13 protein-coding genes are annotated in these 15950 nt (G+C 62.9%); 5 read left to right on the top strand and 8 right to left on the bottom strand.

Features of this window, described 5'->3' with window-relative positions; all coding sequences use genetic code 11:
* Window positions 1-3: 3 nt before the first annotated feature.
* Both nirD and nirB read right to left on the bottom strand, forming a co-directional pair.
* Window positions 4-324, bottom strand: a complete 321-nt coding sequence (nirD, locus tag J3485_RS23540; RefSeq protein ID WP_206956719.1) for a nitrite reductase small subunit NirD — start codon at window positions 322-324, stop codon at window positions 4-6.
* 19 nt (window positions 325-343) lie between these two features.
* A complete protein-coding gene (gene nirB / locus J3485_RS23535) occupies window positions 344-2776 on the bottom strand; it encodes a nitrite reductase large subunit NirB (protein ID WP_206956718.1) in 2433 nt (810 codons plus the stop codon).
* Between the two features lie 537 nt (window positions 2777-3313).
* On the opposite strand from nirB, the gene J3485_RS23530 reads away from it, so the two are divergent.
* A complete protein-coding gene (locus tag J3485_RS23530) occupies window positions 3314-3967 on the top strand; it encodes a peroxiredoxin (protein WP_206956717.1) in 654 nt (217 codons plus the stop codon).
* 71 nt (window positions 3968-4038) lie between these two features.
* On the opposite strand, the gene J3485_RS23525 is transcribed toward J3485_RS23530, so the two are convergent.
* Window positions 4039-4362, bottom strand: coding sequence for a hypothetical protein (locus J3485_RS23525; protein WP_206956716.1), 324 nt, complete (start codon window positions 4360-4362; stop codon window positions 4039-4041).
* Between the two features lie 232 nt (window positions 4363-4594).
* Here J3485_RS23525 and J3485_RS23520 point away from each other — a divergent pair, with 232 nt between their 5' ends.
* The 3 genes from J3485_RS23520 to J3485_RS23510 are packed head-to-tail and all read left to right on the top strand — an operon-like array spanning window position 4595 to window position 8993.
* On the top strand, window positions 4595-5767 hold the full coding sequence (locus J3485_RS23520; protein WP_206956715.1) for an aromatic ring-hydroxylating dioxygenase subunit alpha: 1173 nt from the start codon (window positions 4595-4597) through the stop codon (window positions 5765-5767).
* 16 nt (window positions 5768-5783) lie between these two features.
* Entirely contained in the window at window positions 5784-7544 is a 1761-nt protein-coding gene (gene menD / locus J3485_RS23515; RefSeq protein ID WP_206956714.1) for a 2-succinyl-5-enolpyruvyl-6-hydroxy-3-cyclohexene-1-carboxylic-acid synthase, read from the top strand.
* Window positions 7545-7592: 48 nt separating this feature from the next.
* Window positions 7593-8993, top strand: a complete 1401-nt coding sequence (locus J3485_RS23510) for a polysaccharide pyruvyl transferase family protein (protein WP_206956713.1) — start codon at window positions 7593-7595, stop codon at window positions 8991-8993.
* A 76-nt stretch (window positions 8994-9069) separates the two neighbouring features.
* On the opposite strand, the gene J3485_RS23505 is transcribed toward J3485_RS23510, so the two are convergent.
* The 5 genes from J3485_RS23505 to J3485_RS23485 all read right to left on the bottom strand — a co-directional run bounded on the left by J3485_RS23505 (window position 9070) and on the right by J3485_RS23485 (window position 14650).
* The gene (locus J3485_RS23505) at window positions 9070-10110 is read right to left on the bottom strand and encodes an LLM class flavin-dependent oxidoreductase (RefSeq protein WP_206956712.1); all 1041 of its coding nucleotides are present in this window, start codon (window positions 10108-10110) and stop codon (window positions 9070-9072) included.
* A gap of 19 nt (window positions 10111-10129) precedes the next feature.
* Complete coding sequence (locus tag J3485_RS23500; RefSeq protein ID WP_206956711.1) at window positions 10130-10768, bottom strand: GNAT family N-acetyltransferase; 639 nt, start codon at window positions 10766-10768, stop codon at window positions 10130-10132.
* 90 nt (window positions 10769-10858) lie between these two features.
* Window positions 10859-12298, bottom strand: a complete 1440-nt coding sequence (locus tag J3485_RS23495; protein WP_206956710.1) for an AraC family transcriptional regulator — start codon at window positions 12296-12298, stop codon at window positions 10859-10861.
* Between the two features lie 261 nt (window positions 12299-12559).
* Window positions 12560-13009, bottom strand: a complete 450-nt coding sequence (locus tag J3485_RS23490) for a hypothetical protein (protein WP_206956709.1) — start codon at window positions 13007-13009, stop codon at window positions 12560-12562.
* Between the two features lie 540 nt (window positions 13010-13549).
* Window positions 13550-14650 (bottom strand): type IV pilus twitching motility protein PilT, encoded by a 1101-nt coding sequence (locus J3485_RS23485; protein ID WP_206956708.1) that lies wholly within the window; start codon window positions 14648-14650, stop codon window positions 13550-13552.
* 283 nt (window positions 14651-14933) lie between these two features.
* On the opposite strand from J3485_RS23485, the gene J3485_RS29605 reads away from it, so the two are divergent.
* Complete coding sequence (locus J3485_RS29605) at window positions 14934-15917, top strand: toxin co-regulated pilus biosynthesis Q family protein (RefSeq protein WP_374192460.1); 984 nt, start codon at window positions 14934-14936, stop codon at window positions 15915-15917.
* The last annotated feature ends 33 nt before the right edge of the window (window positions 15918-15950 follow it).

Genomic DNA, 15950 nt, shown 5'->3' with positions numbered 1-15950 from the left:
TCGTCACGCGAAGCTGACGAACACGGCCTCGCCGTCGACCTTCACGGCAAAGCGCAGCGTGCAGCCTTCATCGGGCGCGCACGCTTCGCCGGTTTCGAGCGCGATGTTCCAGCTATGGAGCGGGCACGTGACCGTCTTGCCGTGCACGATGCCCTGAGACAGTGCGCCGCCTTTGTGCGGGCAGTGATCGTGCAGCGCGAAAACTTCATCGTTAGCAGTACGAAACAATGCGACGTCGCCGTCTGCGCGCTTGACGACGCGGCTGCCCAGCCGCGGAATGTCGGAGACGCTGCAAACGTGCGTCCACGTAGCGGAGGTTTGCATATCCATATGATCTTTGTCCTCAAGCGATGACTTTGAGCGGGATGTATTCACGCTCGTTGTGCCCGTCGATGCGCGCTTGCCACGGATCGGGCAGCCCCTCGAGCGAGTAGAGCAAGCGTTCATAGAGCGCGTGGCGGCTCGCCGCGTCGTCGACGATCTTGCGCTTGACGTAATCGAGCCCCACGCGTGCGATGTAGTGAACCGTGCGATCGAGGTAATGCGCTTCCTCACGGTAGAGCTGCAGGAACGCCCCCGAGTACTCCTTCACTTCATCGGCCGTCTTGACCTTCACGAGAAACTGCGCGACTTCCGTCTTGATGCCGCCGTTGCCGCCGACGTACAGCTCCCAGCCGCTGTCGACGGCGATCACGCCGACGTCCTTGATGCCGGCCTCGGCGCAATTGCGCGGGCAACCGGAGACGGCGAGCTTGACCTTGTGCGGCGACCACATGTTCGCGAGCATCGTCTCGAGATCGATGCCCATTTGCGTGCTGTTTTGCGTGCCGAAGCGGCAGAACTCGCTACCGACGCACGTTTTCACGGTACGAATCGACTTGCCGTACGCATGGCCCGAGTTCATGCCGAGGTCTTTCCATACGTCGACGAGGTCTTCCTTCTTCACACCGAGCAAATCGATGCGCTGACCGCCCGTGACTTTGACCATCGGAATCCGATACTTGTCCGCCACGTCGGCGATGCGCCGCAGTTCAGCGGGCGTGGTCACGCCGCCTTTCATTTGAGGCACGACCGAATACGTGTTGTCCTTTTGAATGTTCGCGTGCACGCGCTCATTGACGAAACGGCTTTGCGGATCGTCGACGGCCTCGTGCGGCCAAGTCGAAACCAAGTAGTAATTGATGGCGGGGCGGCACGTGGCGCAGCCGTTCGGCGTGCGCCACTCGAGAAAGTCGAAGACCGCGCGATGCGTCAGCAATTTGTGTTCGCGCACGGCCTTGCGCACTTCGTCGTGCGAACGATCCGTGCAGCCGCAAATGGCCTTGGTCTTCGGCGTTTCCTGGAAGCTCGTGCCGACCGTGCTCATCAAGATTTGCTCGACGAGGCCCGAACACGAGCCGCATGAGCTCGCGGCCTTCGTGTGCTTCTTGACTTCGTCGAGCGTGAAGAGACCCTTTTCGGTGATGGCCTTGACGATCGTGCCTTTGCACACGCCATTGCAGCCGCAGACTTCGTCGGCGTCCGCGAGGGAGGCTGCGCGATTATGGCCTTGCACGCCGCCATCGCCGATGCTCGATTCGCCGAACATGAGGCGATCGCGCAACTCGCCGAGCTTGCGGCCTTCGCGCAGCAGCTTGAAATACCAGGCGCCGTCGGCGGTGTCGCCGTATAAGCATGCGCCGACCAAGCGATCGTCCTCGATGACGAGTTTCTTGTAGACGCCGCCGGCAGGATCGGACAGCACGATCTGCTCGGTGTTTTCCCCGCCGATGAAATCGCCGGCCGAGAATAGATCGATGCCGGTGACCTTGAGCTTGGTCGACAGCACCGAGCCCTTGTAGCTGCCGATACCCATCAGTGCCAGGTGGTTCGCACAGACCTTGGCTTGCTCGAACAGCGGGGCAACGAGACCGTATGCGACGCCGCGATGGCTGACGCACTCGCCGACGGCGTAGACGCGCGGATCGTAGGTTTGCAGCGTGTCGTTGACGACGATGCCGCGATCGCAATGAAGCCCGGCCGATTCGGCGAGCGTGGTATTGGGGCGGATGCCGGCAGCCATGACGACGAGATCGGTTTCGATTTCGTCGCCATCTTTGAAGCGCACGGCGGCGACTTCGCCGGCATCGTTGCCGACGATTTCCGTCGTCGCTTTAGACAGCATGAAGTTAAGGCCGCGCGCCTCGAGCGAGCGCTGCAGCAGGCGCCCCGCGTTCGCGTCGAGCTGGCGTTCGAGCAGCGTCGATGCCAAATGCACGACGGTCACGTCCATGCCGCGCAGCTTCAAGCCGTTGGCCGCTTCGAGCCCGAGCAGCCCGCCGCCGATCACGACCGCGCGGCGTTTGACCTCGGCCGCGTCGATCATCGCTTGCGTATCGTGGATGTCGCGATAGGTGATGACGCCTTTGAGGTTGGCGCCGGGCACGGGCAGGATGAACGGTTGGGACCCCGTGGCGATGAGCAGGCGATCGTAGGGCGCTTCGGTGCCGTCGTCGGCCATCACGATCCGCCGCTTGCGATCGATGCGCGAGACCGACTTGCCCAGATGCAGGGCAATGCCGTTCTGCTCGTACCATTCGAGCGGATTGAGCACGATGTCCTTGAACGTCTGCTCGCCGGCGAGCACGGGCGAGAGCAGGATCCGGTTGTAGTTCGGATGGGGCTCGGCGCCGAAGACGGTGATCTCGTACTGATTCGGTGCGAGCGCGAGCAGCTCTTCGATCGTACGGATACCGGCCATGCCGTTGCCGATTACGACGAGTCGGGGCGCGTTCATCGTGTGTTACTCCTTGAACCGTTGAGGTCGCAGCGTCATTGCACGACAGGTAGACAAAACCAGCCACTTGGCATGCGTCAACGAAAACGGCGTCCGCTCGTGCCCGTGCACGAGGGACGCCGTTGTCCTTGAAGCGTGTGCGATGGCGCAGCGTCGGGACGAACGGCTCGACCCTTATCTCGCGATCGCGTTGCGTTGCATGCATCCCGACGCCATTGCCGGGTACGGGCGATGTCTATGCAAGGGGCATGCCATGTGCGCAAGACCCTTTACGGGCGGTGATTTGCTGGAGTCGGAAGGTGGCGCGAAGGCGAGGATGGGGCATCGTGCCGCACTGCAGCAGTGCAGAGTGTCGAACGCGCCGCACTCGTTCGGCGCGCCGATGTCCGGTTCGGTGCGTGTTTGGCGGATGAGGTGCGCCATCGGGGTCTATAATTCGGAGCCGCATCTTCATCTCATACCGCGGGCGCGCTTATGCGCAATAGCGTGCCGCGCGGATTCCGTGCTTGCCAACGTTCCTTATCGAGGAGGTTTGATATGACCATCCGCATCGGCGACGTCGCGCCCGATTTCACTGCTGAAACCACAGAAGGCACGATCAAGTTCCATGAATGGATCGGCGACAACTGGGCCGTCCTGTTTTCGCATCCGAAGGATTTCACGCCCGTGTGCACGACCGAACTCGGCACGGTGGCGCGCTTGAAGCCCGAGTTCGACAAGCGTAAGGCGAAGGTCATCGGCCTGAGCGTCGATCCCGTCAGCGATCACAAAAAGTGGGTTGGCGACATCGCGGAGACGCAAGGGCATGCCGTCAATTTCCCGGTCATCGGCGATGACGAACTGGTCGTGTCCAAGCTTTACGACATGATTCACCCGAACGCGAGCGGCGGTACGCGCACGGCGAACGACAATGCCACGATTCGGTCGGTGTTTATCGTCGGGCCGGACAAGAAGGTGAAGGCGATGCTCATCTATCCGATGAGCGCGGGCCGCAGCTTCGACGAAGTGCTGCGCTTGGTCGACGCCTTGCAGGTGAACGCCGGGCATGGCCTTGCGACGCCGGCGGACTGGCATCCGGGCGACGACGTCATCATCCCGACGTCGGTTTCGGACGAAGACGCCAAGAAGAAGTACCCGCAAGGGTTCAAGACGCTCAAGCCGTATCTGCGCACCGTCGCGCAGCCGAAGTAACGGCCGTTGAGCGGGGCCGGCACGTTTCGCGTTCCTTTTAGGGGCCGAACGTGCCGGCGCCGGCACGTGATTCAATGATCGAGCCTTTTCATCGTTTCCGATTCGATTGCGGCATGCCATTCCTCAGAGGCTTCGATCGGATTCGTTTCATCCTCGACCGAAAACTGCGCGCGCTCGGCCGCGGTGCGTGTCACACCGAAATCGGTGTCGAAGTCGTTTTCCACGTCCTCCTCGCCCGGCGGCTCGAGCATGTCGCGCAACATGGCCGCGAGCTCGGGCGTGTCCCAGGGCTTCCCGTGCTGCTTGCGCACCTTGATGTAATGCCGGATCTCGGCGTCTTGTTCCGGGGTGAGCGGAAGCCCGCGGAAGGTCCGCTCGGGATCGATATCGGTCATGATGGCGCTCCGGGGGCGAGGTATATCCGAGTGTAGCGCCGATGCCCGTTCGTGCGCTATACGGGATGGTCCAGTAGATCATCTTGCGCGCTTCGCATCATAGGCGAGCGCTTCGCTGCGCGGGACGCTCGCGGGCAAACCCATCGTTAGACTCATTTCGAACGCCTCGAAGCGCCGACGCTTGCGCGCGGCGGGCTCGATATTCGATGACGAAAACGACGGGGGATCACCGATGCCTTTCTTGAGAAACGCCTGGTACGTTGCGGCGTGGAGCCGCGAGTTGAGCGGCGGCCCGCCGCTGCAGCGGACGTTGCTCGGCGAATCGATCGTCCTGTTTCGCGACTCGCAAGGCCAAGGCGTCGCGCTGGCGAATCAGTGCCCGCATCGGTTCGCGCCACTGTCGGGCGGCAAGGTGCGTGGCGATGCGATCGAATGTCCTTATCACGGCCTGCGTTTCGATCGAACCGGTCGATGCGTGCACAACCCGCACGGCGATGGCCGCATTCCGTCGGGGGCCCGAGTGGCGAGCTATCCGCTCGCAGAGCGCTATGGGGCTGTCTGGATTTGGATGGGCGAGCCCGAACGCGCGCAAATCGCAGCGCTGCCGTCGTTCGATTATCTCGACGAGCGCGAGAACGAGACGAGTTGCGGCTATTTGCTGACAAAGGCGCACTACCAGTTGAGCGCCGACAATCTGCTCGATCTGAGCCACTTTCAATTCTTGCACCCGGAAACGCTCGGCAGCGACGAGATGGCCGCCCAAGGCGCGGCGACGTTCGAGGAAATCGGCGACACGGTCTGGTCGCGTCGCGTATGCCGCGGCGAGCGCTTGCACGAGTTCGTCGGCGGCGCGTTCGGCGTGCCGGCGGGGATGGCCGTCGATCGCCGGCTGAACGTTCGGTGGGATGCACCGGGGCTGATGTCGATCGAGGTCGGCGTCGCGCCGGCGGGCCTGCCGCCCGAGTATGGCCGCGTGTCGTTCTCGGGGCACTTCCTCACGCCGGAAACGGAGGCGTCGACACACTACTTCTTCGCGTTCGGTCTGCCCAAGGCGATGGGCGAAGCGGCGCGAGCGCTCGTCGAATACGCCGTGCACGGGTTGATGACGCCGTTCAAGCAAGAGGATCTGCCGATGCTCGAAGCCCAGCAGCGCGCGCTCGGCGACGGCGACTTCTGGGCTGCGCGCCCCGTCATGCTTTCGATCGATGCCGCGGGCGTGCGCGCGCGCCGGATCATGGAGCGCAAGATCGCGGAGGAACGGCGCGAGCACGAATCCGCCGATTCGCCGCGAGCGGCGAGCGAACATCACACTGCCCGCGCGAGCGGTGAAGCCTGCGAATACGGGGAGCCGGCGCAGCGCGTCGTTACCGTGTTTCTCTCCGATTACGCGACACTCGGCCGCTGAACAGGAGCTACCGACGATGGATGCAATCTGCCTCGAGACCTCCGACGACTGCGCCGGCAATGCGACGACGGTCGTAGCCAATCTGAACCAGTTGTGGCTGGAGTGCGTGCTCGCCGCCATCGATGCCGCGGGCGTGCGTCGAGTCGTTCTGTGTCCGGGCGCTCGTTCGGCCGCCATGGCGTTGACGGTGCGCGAGCGTACGTCGTTCTCCGACGTGGTCGTGAGCACCGATGAGCGCACGGGAGCCTATACGGCACTGGGCATGATCAAGGCGACGGGGGAACCGGCCATGATCGTCACGACCTCCGGTTCTGCGGTCGCCAATCTCGTGCCCGCGCTGACGGAGGCCGACGAATGCGCGCTGCCGCTCGTGCTTGTCACTTGCGATCGCCCGCGCACGCTGCGCGGCAGCGGTTTCGGTCAAATGATCGATCACGTCGGGGCATGCCGGGCATTCGTTCGCGCGAGCGTCGATTTGCCCGATCCGATCGACGATGCGCAGGCATTCGTGGATCTGCGCAAGCGCGTCGTCGAAGTGCTCGCTTCGTCCACCGGTGCACGGCCGGGCCCGGTACAGCTCAATATCCCTTTCGCCGGCCGCTATGACTCGACGGAGCCATGCGCGATATCCCCCACCGCGCTACGAGAAGCCAGACGGCCGGCTCTTTTCCACCCATCGGCAGCGCCCGCGGCGAACGACATCGCCGAGCTGGTCGGCGCACTGCACTTGCGTGCGGGCATGAGAGGCATCATCGTGGCCGGACCCGAGTGCGGTATCGCGCCCAATGCGCTCGCACGTTTCGCCGCGCGCACCGGCTTCCCCGTATTCGCGGATGCGGCGAGCGGCATGCGAAGCATGGGCGTGCCGTCCGTGATGAGCGGCTATGATGCGCTCAGCGCGCGCAGCGCGCGGCCGCGCGAGGTGCCCGAACTCGTGATTCGGTTCGGCTTCGCGCCTGTCATGCCTGGCGTGCAGAACTATCTGCTCGAACACCCGTGCTCGACGATTCGCGTCAGCCGCACCGCGCTCGAACGCGACTATCTCCATCGGTCGTTCGCACCGCTCGTCGCACCGAGTGCCGCGCAACTCGACGCGTTGGCCGATGTGCTCGGGCCCGGCGATAAGCATTGGCTGGCGTGCTGGCGTCGCGCGGCCGACCTCGTCGCGACGCGACGCCGCGGTGTGGCCGATGTGCTGTCGTGGGGGGAGTTGCCGGCTGCCCGCGAGATTTTCTCCCACGACGGTTTCGACTTCGTCCACTTCGGCAACTCGATGCCGATCCGTCACGCCGATCTCTTTTACGAAACGCGCACGAGCGGCCGACCGGCCTTCTCGAACCGAGGCGTATGGGGGATCGACGGTACGCTGGGCACCTTTCTCGGCGAAGCCGTCGCGCTCGATGCGCCCGGCTTGCTGGTGTTGGGCGACTTGGCCTTTCTGCACGATTTGCCCGCGCTCGCGAATTTGCAGCGGCATCGACGTCCTGCTTGCGTTTGCGTCATCAACAATTCCGGCGGGGCGATTTTCGATTTCCTGCCGCTCGCGCGCCGGCCCGAGTACAAAACGGCAATTAGGAATCCTTACCAATTCGATATCGGACACCTGGCTGCCGCATTCGAACTGCGTTTCGAACGCGCGCAGAGCCGAGAGTCGTTGCGTACGGCACTCGATCGCGCGGCGCGGCATGACAGCGTCACGATCGTCGAAGCAGCCGTGCCGTCCGATTCGGCATTCAGCGGACTGCAATGTCTCGAAGTGATGCTGGCTGACTTATAGCCGCAACCGCGCAGTGCCGGGCATGACGACAACACGAGGAGTACGCGATTGAATGCCATCGACACAGCCTGCGCGGCAGGCCAAGCAGGTTCCATGGATGCGGGCGACGGCGCCGCGGCGAAGCGAGACCGTCAGCGCCGCTTTTTGTGCGCGGTCGATCCGGACGCCGTCCTGCTCGATGATTTTCACGTGCTGATCGAGGCGGCGCGCGCGCGTTCGCGCGAGCGCGAGCGTGCACGTGACCGCAAGGCACCGTTGCGCGTGTTATTGCTCGGATACACCGGCGCAGGCAACACGGGCGCCGATCTGCGAACGATCGAGACGATCCGCCAGTTGCGCTCGCTGTTCGCCGATCGGCGACTCGAGTTGACCGTGTTCGCGCTCGGCGGCCTGCTCGATCACCCGGCATTGCGTTCCGTTCGTGTCTTCACGCCGCGCAGCGATTATTTTCCCGACGCGCTGTCCGAAGCGATGGATGATTTCGACGTCGTGCTCAACGTCGAAGGCTCGACGTACACGTCGAAATTTTCCGATGCGCTTGCCGCGCTGCTGATCGGCGGCGTCGGTTTGGCGGCGGCGCATGGACGCATCGCTTGCGCATACGGCGTCGATGCCGGCGCGATGACCGAGCGATTGACGCGCTTCGCCACCCAAACCGCCGACGGTGTCGACATCGTTTGTCGCAGCCGTGGGGCGGGCGAGCGGCTGCGAACGTTGGGTGTGACGGCCGCGCCAGGCGCCGACACCGCCTGGCGCTTTCGAGCGGCTCCAGGATCGTGCCCGCCGTTGCCGGCGCGCCATGCCGTGCTCTGCCCGAACAATCCGTTCTGGTGGCCCGTGCAGACGAACGTGCGTCGCGCGCTCGAACTCGACGTCGCCGGCGCGCAATCGCCGCTGCGCTATGGGCCCTTGAGCTTTCACACGTGGGACGATCTTCGTGCAGCACGCTACGCCGCCTACAAGCGCAGCTTCGCGGCCATTGCCGAGGGTTTGAAACGCAGGGGGTATGCACCTGTCTTCGTCGCCATGGAGCGCCTCGATCGAGCGGCATGCGAAGAAATCGCGGCGCTATTGCCGTTCGACGCGCCGGTCGTCGCGCGCGGCGAGCATTCGCTCGATGCGGTGGTGGCGACGCTGGAGCATGCCCAATGGAACGTAACGACGCGCTATCACGCCTCCGTGATGTCGATCGCCAATCGAGTGCCCGTCGTCGGTGTATCGATGGACAGCCGCATCGATCAACTCTTCGCTGAAAACGAGCTGGGCGATTGGGCACTTTCGTGCGACGAGAAAGGCTTCGAACAGAGTGTGCTCGAGCGCATCGATGCGGGCATCGGTCCCAAGCTCGACGAATTGCGCGAGCGCTACGTGCAAATCGCGAATCGAGAATTGCGTACGTTCGCGCAAATGGGCGAGCGGCTCAAGGCGATCATCGATCAGGAATCCTAACGGACTGTCATCTATCGCAACCACCGCGCGCGTAGCGGAAATCGACGAAGCGCAGCGGTGGCGATCAACGATTAGTCTAGGCGTGCTCGACTTGGCGAGCGCGGGCGAACGCCGGCATGACGTCGCGAGCGAAGCGCGCCATCGATGCGAGCACACGCTCGTGCGACAAGTCGCCGAACCAAAAGCTCGCGCTGAAATAATCGCATCCGAGGCCGTCGCGGATTCGTTGCAATTGACGGATGCATTCGTCGGCCGTGCCGATCACGACGTAATCGCGGCGCATCTGTTCGTCGGTGGGTTCGCCTGGGAACGCCTCGGCGCGCACGACGCCGTCCTGCACTTGCGCGGCATCGTAACGAAGCCGCACCGTCGCACGGCCGTTCCAGCGCGCCGCGCGCACCGCATCGGCCGCATCGGCTTCGTTCTCCGCGACGTACACCGGCCGCTGCGTGCCGACGAGAAGACGAGGGTGGTCTACAAACAGGTCGGGATAGGCGGCGCGCACGTCGATGAGCCGCGAGATCGGCTCGAGTACGCCCGTAAAGAGGTTCATCCCCGCAAGCGTCGCACTCGCCACCGACTCGCGCTTGCTCGAATTGACCACGAGCCAGAACGGCGCGCGTCGCTGCAGCGGTTGCGGGTAGAGCCGCGTCGGTGCGATGCTGAAGCGCTCCCCCTCGTATGAAAACGTCGGTTGATGCAAGGCGCGGCGCACGATCTCGAGCGATTCCAGATATCGTGTTTCGTCCTCCCCTTTGGTCATGCCGAAACGGTCGTACTGATATTGCTGATAGCCTTTGCCGAGTCCGACTTCGACACGTCCGCCGCTCAGCACGTCGAGCGTCGCGAGTTCCTCGGCGACGATCAGCGGATGATGCAGCGGGATCGGTACGATGGCCGGCCCGAGGCGAATGCGGCGTGTCTTCGCGGCGATGTGCGAGAGCAGTACGATCGGCCGCGACGTATACGCGTAATTCGTAAAGTGATGCTCGGCGAGCCATAGCCGCGTGAGGCCGATCGATTCGGCCATTTGCGCGACGTCGAGCGCGCGTGCATAGATGCGGTCGGCGGGCGCGGCCTCGGGCGACTGCATCGTCATGAAGGTGCCGAACTCCATTGCTTAGCACTCCTTACGTTTAGTAAGCGGTCAAGACCGCGCCTACCGTTTCGCGCGCTCGCGGCTGGCTTGCTATCGGTTGCACCTCGTGCAGGGCACAGGTTGCCTCCGGTTGCGCTTGCATCGGTTTGGTCATCGCGAACATCAGTGCATCGTCGATTTCTAGTCCGGCGTTCGGGCGGGCGTCCCAGTTGACGAGACGGCCTTCGAACTTGAACCCGAGCTTTTCCATGACGGGCGCTGATTTCGATTGCGGCGAGCAGCATGCGTAGAGTCGTTGAACGCCGGGCTGGGCAATGATCCAGTCGATCAATTTGCGCAATGCGGCAAGCCCCGCACGGCGCCGCTGGTGTGTCTCGCGCATGCTGATCGCGACACCGAGTTCGACGCGCGGCAGGTTGGGGCGGATCTCGATCATTGCCGAGATGAATCCGGTTCGCTTGTCCTCGAGTGCCCAGGCGAAGCACGCATTGCGTTCCCAGCCCAACTGCATCTTGCGAATCATGGCGCGCGCGTCGTCGACCGATTCGAGCGTCGCGGTAGGCAGCCACTCGGTGACGTCGGGATCGCCGAACAGCGCATGAAAGAATTGCGGCGCGTCGCTTTGCGCGAACGGCCGCAGCAAAAGATGATCGGTCTCGATGAAGCGAGGCGGCACGAACGGTTCCATAACGTCGACCTCACGGACAATGCGGATGAGTATGGACGCACGAGCGCGAATGCGAGCGTGCGCACGCGAAACAGCGTCCTAGCGCGCGAGCGTTTCGGATGGTGCCTCGTGGAAGACTTTGCGGTAGCCGTTGACGAGCGTCGAACGGTGCTGCACACCCCAACGGTTCGCAACCTCCAGCACGCCGGGCGAGCGCCCGTCGTCGCGCGTCAGTTCGTTGCGGATGCGCTCCATTCGCTGACGTCGGATCAGTTGGCTCGGAGATAGGCCCAGATAGGTCTTGAAGGCCGCTTGAATGGCCCGCTCGGTCACGCCGATATGCGTCGCCATCTCGCGCACCGACAGATCGGGGCAGTCGAGGTGCTCCATCATGTAGCGATAGGCGCGCCGGTACTTGCCCGGCAGACGCGTACTGACGTCGTCCGATGTCGGCTGACGCGTATCTTGCAGCGAATCGGCGGTCACGGCCGTCATCGAAACATTGTCGGCGCGCACGTGACGAATGGAGGCGAGCGCATAGCGCCCGTAGAGCTGCGCGTATTCCTGAATCCGCCCTTGCCGTTGGCGGACCTTCGACAAACAATACGCGTACTCGAGATACCAACGCTCGTGCCAAGGCTGTTGCCCTTGCCCGACTCGGCACTGCTCGAGCATGGATTCAGCCGTATGCGGCGCGCCCGCTGCTAGCGCCGCGACGGCGATTTCGAGGCACAGCCCGCGGTGATAGGCCCACACCCCTGTTCGCGACGACCAATGCAGATGCTCGTCGAGTTGGTCGGCCACGTCGCGCCGGCCCTCGGCGAAATCCTGCAGGCGGCCGAGGTAGGCGAGGCGTGCCGAGACGACGGGCAGGTCGGCGATCGCCTTCGCATCGAGGTCTTCGTCGGCGCCCGCGGCAGCGGTGGGGCGATCGGATTCGATCGAGCGCCAGTAGATGTGGTCGTGCAGCTCGTCGGCGCTGCGCACTCGTTGCTGGATACGAAGATCGCGCACCAACGCGCCGGCGAGCGCCGACCAGCGCGCGTCGTCCGCCTGCGCGGCGAGCGCTTTGAGTGAGTCGACCCGCGCGTCGATGGCGGGGAGCCGGCCGAGTTGATGAAGGACGAGGATTTCGCCGACGAGACTTTCCATCTTTTGTTGCGCGGTGGCATGGGTTTCGCCGCCGATGCGCGCAAAGCAGGTCAAGGCGGTCGTGAAGCGGTGCTGAAAGAATGCCTGCCAGCCCGCGTTGCGGCACGAGACGATGCGCATCGTTTCGCGGCAATCGCGAATGAGGCGCTGTGCGCGTCGATACGTTTCCTCTGCTTCGACGGGGCGTCCGAGTACGAGCTGTGCGTCGCCATAGGCGAGCAGCGGGATGTAGTCCAGGTCGCGGCCGGCGCCGTCGGGCTCGGACCATGCGGCCGCTGTCGAACAGGCCTCGTTCAACTGACCGACGATTACCTTACGCGTGTACGCGGGAAAGCGCTCGTTGACGGAGAGCGCGGAAGCGACGGCGAAGTAAAGAGTCGAGAACATGACACACTCCATTGAGATCGTTGTGCTTGCAACCGGGTCGACATCTCGTGTCTTGGCTGCAATGTTCTCAATGGGTTGTGCTGAGACGGGCGGATTGTGATGGTCTGTTACGTTGCGGTTGCGCCGATGGGCATGACGTTCGAGCAGGCGGAAACGCGGGAATGCAGATATGAAATGCGCCGCGGGAATGCGGCGCATCGCTGGCTCGGCCGTGCTTGATAAACAGAGCCGAAAATATGCTAAACAAGCGGCAATATCGCGCTATTGAATCTTTTGGGACATTCTTGCTACTCCGCCGACCAGGTCCTTTTGAAATTCGAGGGACGTTTCGAACATCTTGAGCGTCATCTGGCGCTCGGCGGCATCCTCTTGCATCTGCATCATTCGTTCCATCTTGTTGTCCATGACATGGTTCGCTTCGCCCGCCATGTGCACGCCTTCATCGCCGACTCGCCCCGATTGCCCGATGAGTTGCTCGCCTCTGCTTTGCTTGAACGCATTGAGCTTCGACATGTTCGCGTTCAGGCGCAACCCGGTGGTGTCTTGGATGGGCGTGCGCGACTCCTCTTTATTGATCAGTTCGGCAAACGGGTTGCTCGACGGGAAGCTAGGCTTTTCCTGCGAGACAGGCGCGGTCGTCTCTTGATGAGCGTTCTCGGTCTCGAGTGGTGCCGACTCGAAAGGGTTGGTGCTGATATTGTCGACAGGCATGGCGCTCTCCTCATGAAGTGACCGGCGCGACGCCGGAATCGTGCGGACCGTTGCGCGTGCAACCTCCGTTGAGGCAGTATCGATACTCCGTACCTGGGCGTCGATTCGAACGCCGCGAAGCGCCGGTTCTCAAAACGAAGCGAAGCCGGCGCGAAGCGGCGCGCTTAACCTTTCGAATTCATTCTATTTTGCGGCGAGCGGAACCCGCTTGCATTGGAGAAAGCTATCGCATCGATAGCCGAAAATTGAACTGAATGGATCACTCAGGGAATAATTTTTGCAATATTATGAATGCACTAAATTACTTCTAGTGAAAACCCTAATACGGACGTTATACTCCGCTGCCGATAAGGCGGTTCTACGGTGCATGCACTGAAGAGTCATAGGATGGTTCTCTTTTTGCACAAAAATCATGTCGCTGTCGTGTCAGAGAGCGGTAAGTTTTCGAACCAATAATCAGTGGGCATCGCCAGGGCATTCGAGTTTGTAAATCTTTGTCAAACATCGTGCGGAGCGAGCGTTTGACCGGTTTTAATCCGCTCAACGCTTGACCGAACCTTGGAGCATCTCATGCAGTTCCATCCGGTTATAGGTGGCACGAAGGGCGTCGCGCGACGAGATCGCGCCCTTCGCCGCGAGCGAGGCGAGATGCTCGTTCAGCGAACGGGACATGTTGTCCTCCTTGCGACGGATGAACTCACCGACGAAATGCAGCTTGTTCGGATCGACGAGCAGCTTGCTGACTTGCTGGTTGTTATTGAACAAGAGCTCGCTCGCCAGCACCAAATTTTCGCCGTCCTCGGTCGGCACGAGGCTTTGACACACGACACCGATCAGCGAGTTGGCGAGCGACACGGCATAGCGCTCGCGCTCCGCGGCGGGAAAGAAGGAAAGCAATCGAGTGAGCGTGCTGATCGCGCTGCTCGTGTGCATGGTGGCGAATACGAGATGTCCCGATTCGCCGGCTTGCAAGACTGTCTCGGCCGTTTCGAGGTCGCGCACTTCGCCGACCATGATGACGTCGGGCTTTTGCCGCAGCGCCTCGCGCAAGCCGGCGGAAAAGCTGGGCGTATCGGTGGGCACTTCGCGTTGCGAGACGATCGATTGGCGGCTGTCGAGATAGTACTCGATGGGCTCCTCGATCGTGATGATGTGCGAGTTGCGCGTGCGGTTGACGTGATCGAGCAGCGAGGAGATCGTCGTCGTCTTGCCCGAGCCTGTCGGGCCCGTCACGAGTACGAGGCCCTTCGTCGCTTCGAGCATCGTCTTCACGTAAGCGGGCAGGCCGAGCTTGTCGAGCGCAAGCGGCTCGAGCGGAAGGCGGCGCATCGAGATCACCGTCTTGCGTCCGCCCGAGCTGCGATAGACGTTGCAGCGCAAGCGGCAGTGCGTCAGCACGAACGGGCGATCAAGCGCGCCGACGGCAAGCCGCGTTTGCCAGTCGGGATCGATCGCCTCGAGCATGGGCAGCATCTCGTCGAAGAGCACGGGGCCGTCACCTGTTTCAGCCCAGCCTCGCGGCGTCTTGATCATGATCGGGCGGTCCTGCTCGATGTGAATGTCGGTGAACGTCTGGCGCAGGTCGACGAGATCGAGAATTTCGCGCGTCAGATCGCGCATCATGCCGAAGTCGGTAGTCATGGCGGTAAGTTGTCGTTGTGAGTGATGGACGCGGCGCGGGGCGTTGCGGTTTCCGCGAGCTTATGAAGTAACGCTGCCAAAGTAAAGCAGGCGAAAACAAACGAAACAGCCGGACGATTCCAGACTCGCGCGGTGCAAGCGACTGGAGCGAAACCGGCGGTAGGCGAGCCGTCTCGTGGGGGGACGGCTACGAGGGCGCGGACGTTCGCGCATATCGTCGGATGCTGCTTTTGCGTCCGGGCTTGCCGCCGGCTTCGTCAAATCCGACGGCAAGGACAAGAACATGCAGAAGCTGACAGTGTGCATCGCCGCGCTCGTGGGTTTGATGTGCGGTGTCGCCGATTGCTCCTCGGCGAGAGCGAAGACGTTGGATGCGGCGCAAGTGCGGGTCGTCGGTGAGAGCCGTGATGTGGCACGCGTCGAGCAGGGCGGCAGCAGCGTGCCGTTGCGGCACGCGCTCGAGCAAATCGTTCCGCCCGCTTACAGCATCAACCTGCCCAACGCGGGCCCCTGGGCCGACGCGCCGGTGAGCTGGCACGCGCACGTCCCGTTCATCGTCGCACTGCGCGAAGCACTCGCGACCACGCCCGATGTCACTGCCGACGTCGATCTCAAGCTGCGCCTCGTCACGGTTCGTGCGAGCGCAAGCAACGATGCGACGAGCGATGACGCCGCATTCGCCATGAAGCATGTCTGGGGTTTGCCGCCTCATACGAACACGGCGACGAACACGGCGACGAACACGCTGGTACCGCCTCCGGTTGAGCCTGTGCAGGTACCGACGCTCAACACGCAGCCGCCCTTGCTTGTGGCCATGCAATCGGCGCCGCCCGCTCATGTCGCGGTTGCGCCCGCACCGACTGCAATCGCCAACCGTGCTACGTCGATGGGTGCAACGACGAACCCGCGCGCGGTCGTCGCCACGACGGCGAGCACGACGACGGCGAACACCACGACGACCGCCGACGCGATCGGCGATTCGTTGCCCGCGCAACCATCGGCAGAGCCCATCAGACAATGGCATCTGTCGGTGTCGGACCACACCGTCAAAACCGCGCTCACGCGCTGGGCGAAGGAGGATGGCTGGCAACTCGTCTGGGACGTGCCGATCGATTTCGGCATCGACGCCGATGCGACGGTGACAGGCACGTTCGAGCAAGCGCTGCAAGCCGTCGTCGAAGCACTGAAAAAATCCGAGACGCCCATTCAAGCGATCCTATACAGGGGTAACAAGGTGCTTCGAATCGTCGCGAAGGGGGCAGCATGATGGGCAACGTCCGGTTCACCCGTTTTGCGACAG

It is taken from the genome of Trinickia acidisoli (assembly GCF_017315725.1).
In the GTDB taxonomy this organism is placed as follows: Bacteria; Pseudomonadota; Gammaproteobacteria; order Burkholderiales; family Burkholderiaceae; genus Trinickia; species Trinickia acidisoli.
The sequence above is the reverse complement of the archived record's forward strand: the minus strand, read 5'-3'. Positions and strand labels throughout refer to the sequence as shown.

Bases quoted from the DNA above. Each gene is read 5' to 3' on its own strand.
- J3485_RS29605 (WP_374192460.1), top strand. From the start codon at position 14,934: ATGCAGAAGCTGACAGTGTGCATCGCCGCGCTCGTGGGTTTGATGTGC.
- menD (WP_206956714.1), top strand. From the start codon at position 5,784: ATGGATGCAATCTGCCTCGAGACCTCCGACGACTGCGCCGGCAATGCG.
- nirB (WP_206956718.1), bottom strand. From the start codon at position 2,776: ATGAACGCGCCCCGACTCGTCGTAATCGGCAACGGCATGGCCGGTATC.
- J3485_RS23490 (WP_206956709.1), bottom strand. From the start codon at position 13,009: ATGCCTGTCGACAATATCAGCACCAACCCTTTCGAGTCGGCACCACTC.
- J3485_RS23495 (WP_206956710.1), bottom strand. From the start codon at position 12,298: ATGTTCTCGACTCTTTACTTCGCCGTCGCTTCCGCGCTCTCCGTCAAC.
- nirD (WP_206956719.1), bottom strand. From the start codon at position 324: ATGCAAACCTCCGCTACGTGGACGCACGTTTGCAGCGTCTCCGACATT.
- J3485_RS23520 (WP_206956715.1), top strand. From the start codon at position 4,595: ATGCCTTTCTTGAGAAACGCCTGGTACGTTGCGGCGTGGAGCCGCGAG.
- J3485_RS23525 (WP_206956716.1), bottom strand. From the start codon at position 4,362: ATGACCGATATCGATCCCGAGCGGACCTTCCGCGGGCTTCCGCTCACC.
- J3485_RS23505 (WP_206956712.1), bottom strand. From the start codon at position 10,110: ATGGAGTTCGGCACCTTCATGACGATGCAGTCGCCCGAGGCCGCGCCC.
- J3485_RS23530 (WP_206956717.1), top strand. From the start codon at position 3,314: ATGACCATCCGCATCGGCGACGTCGCGCCCGATTTCACTGCTGAAACC.
- J3485_RS23485 (WP_206956708.1), bottom strand. From the start codon at position 14,650: ATGACTACCGACTTCGGCATGATGCGCGATCTGACGCGCGAAATTCTC.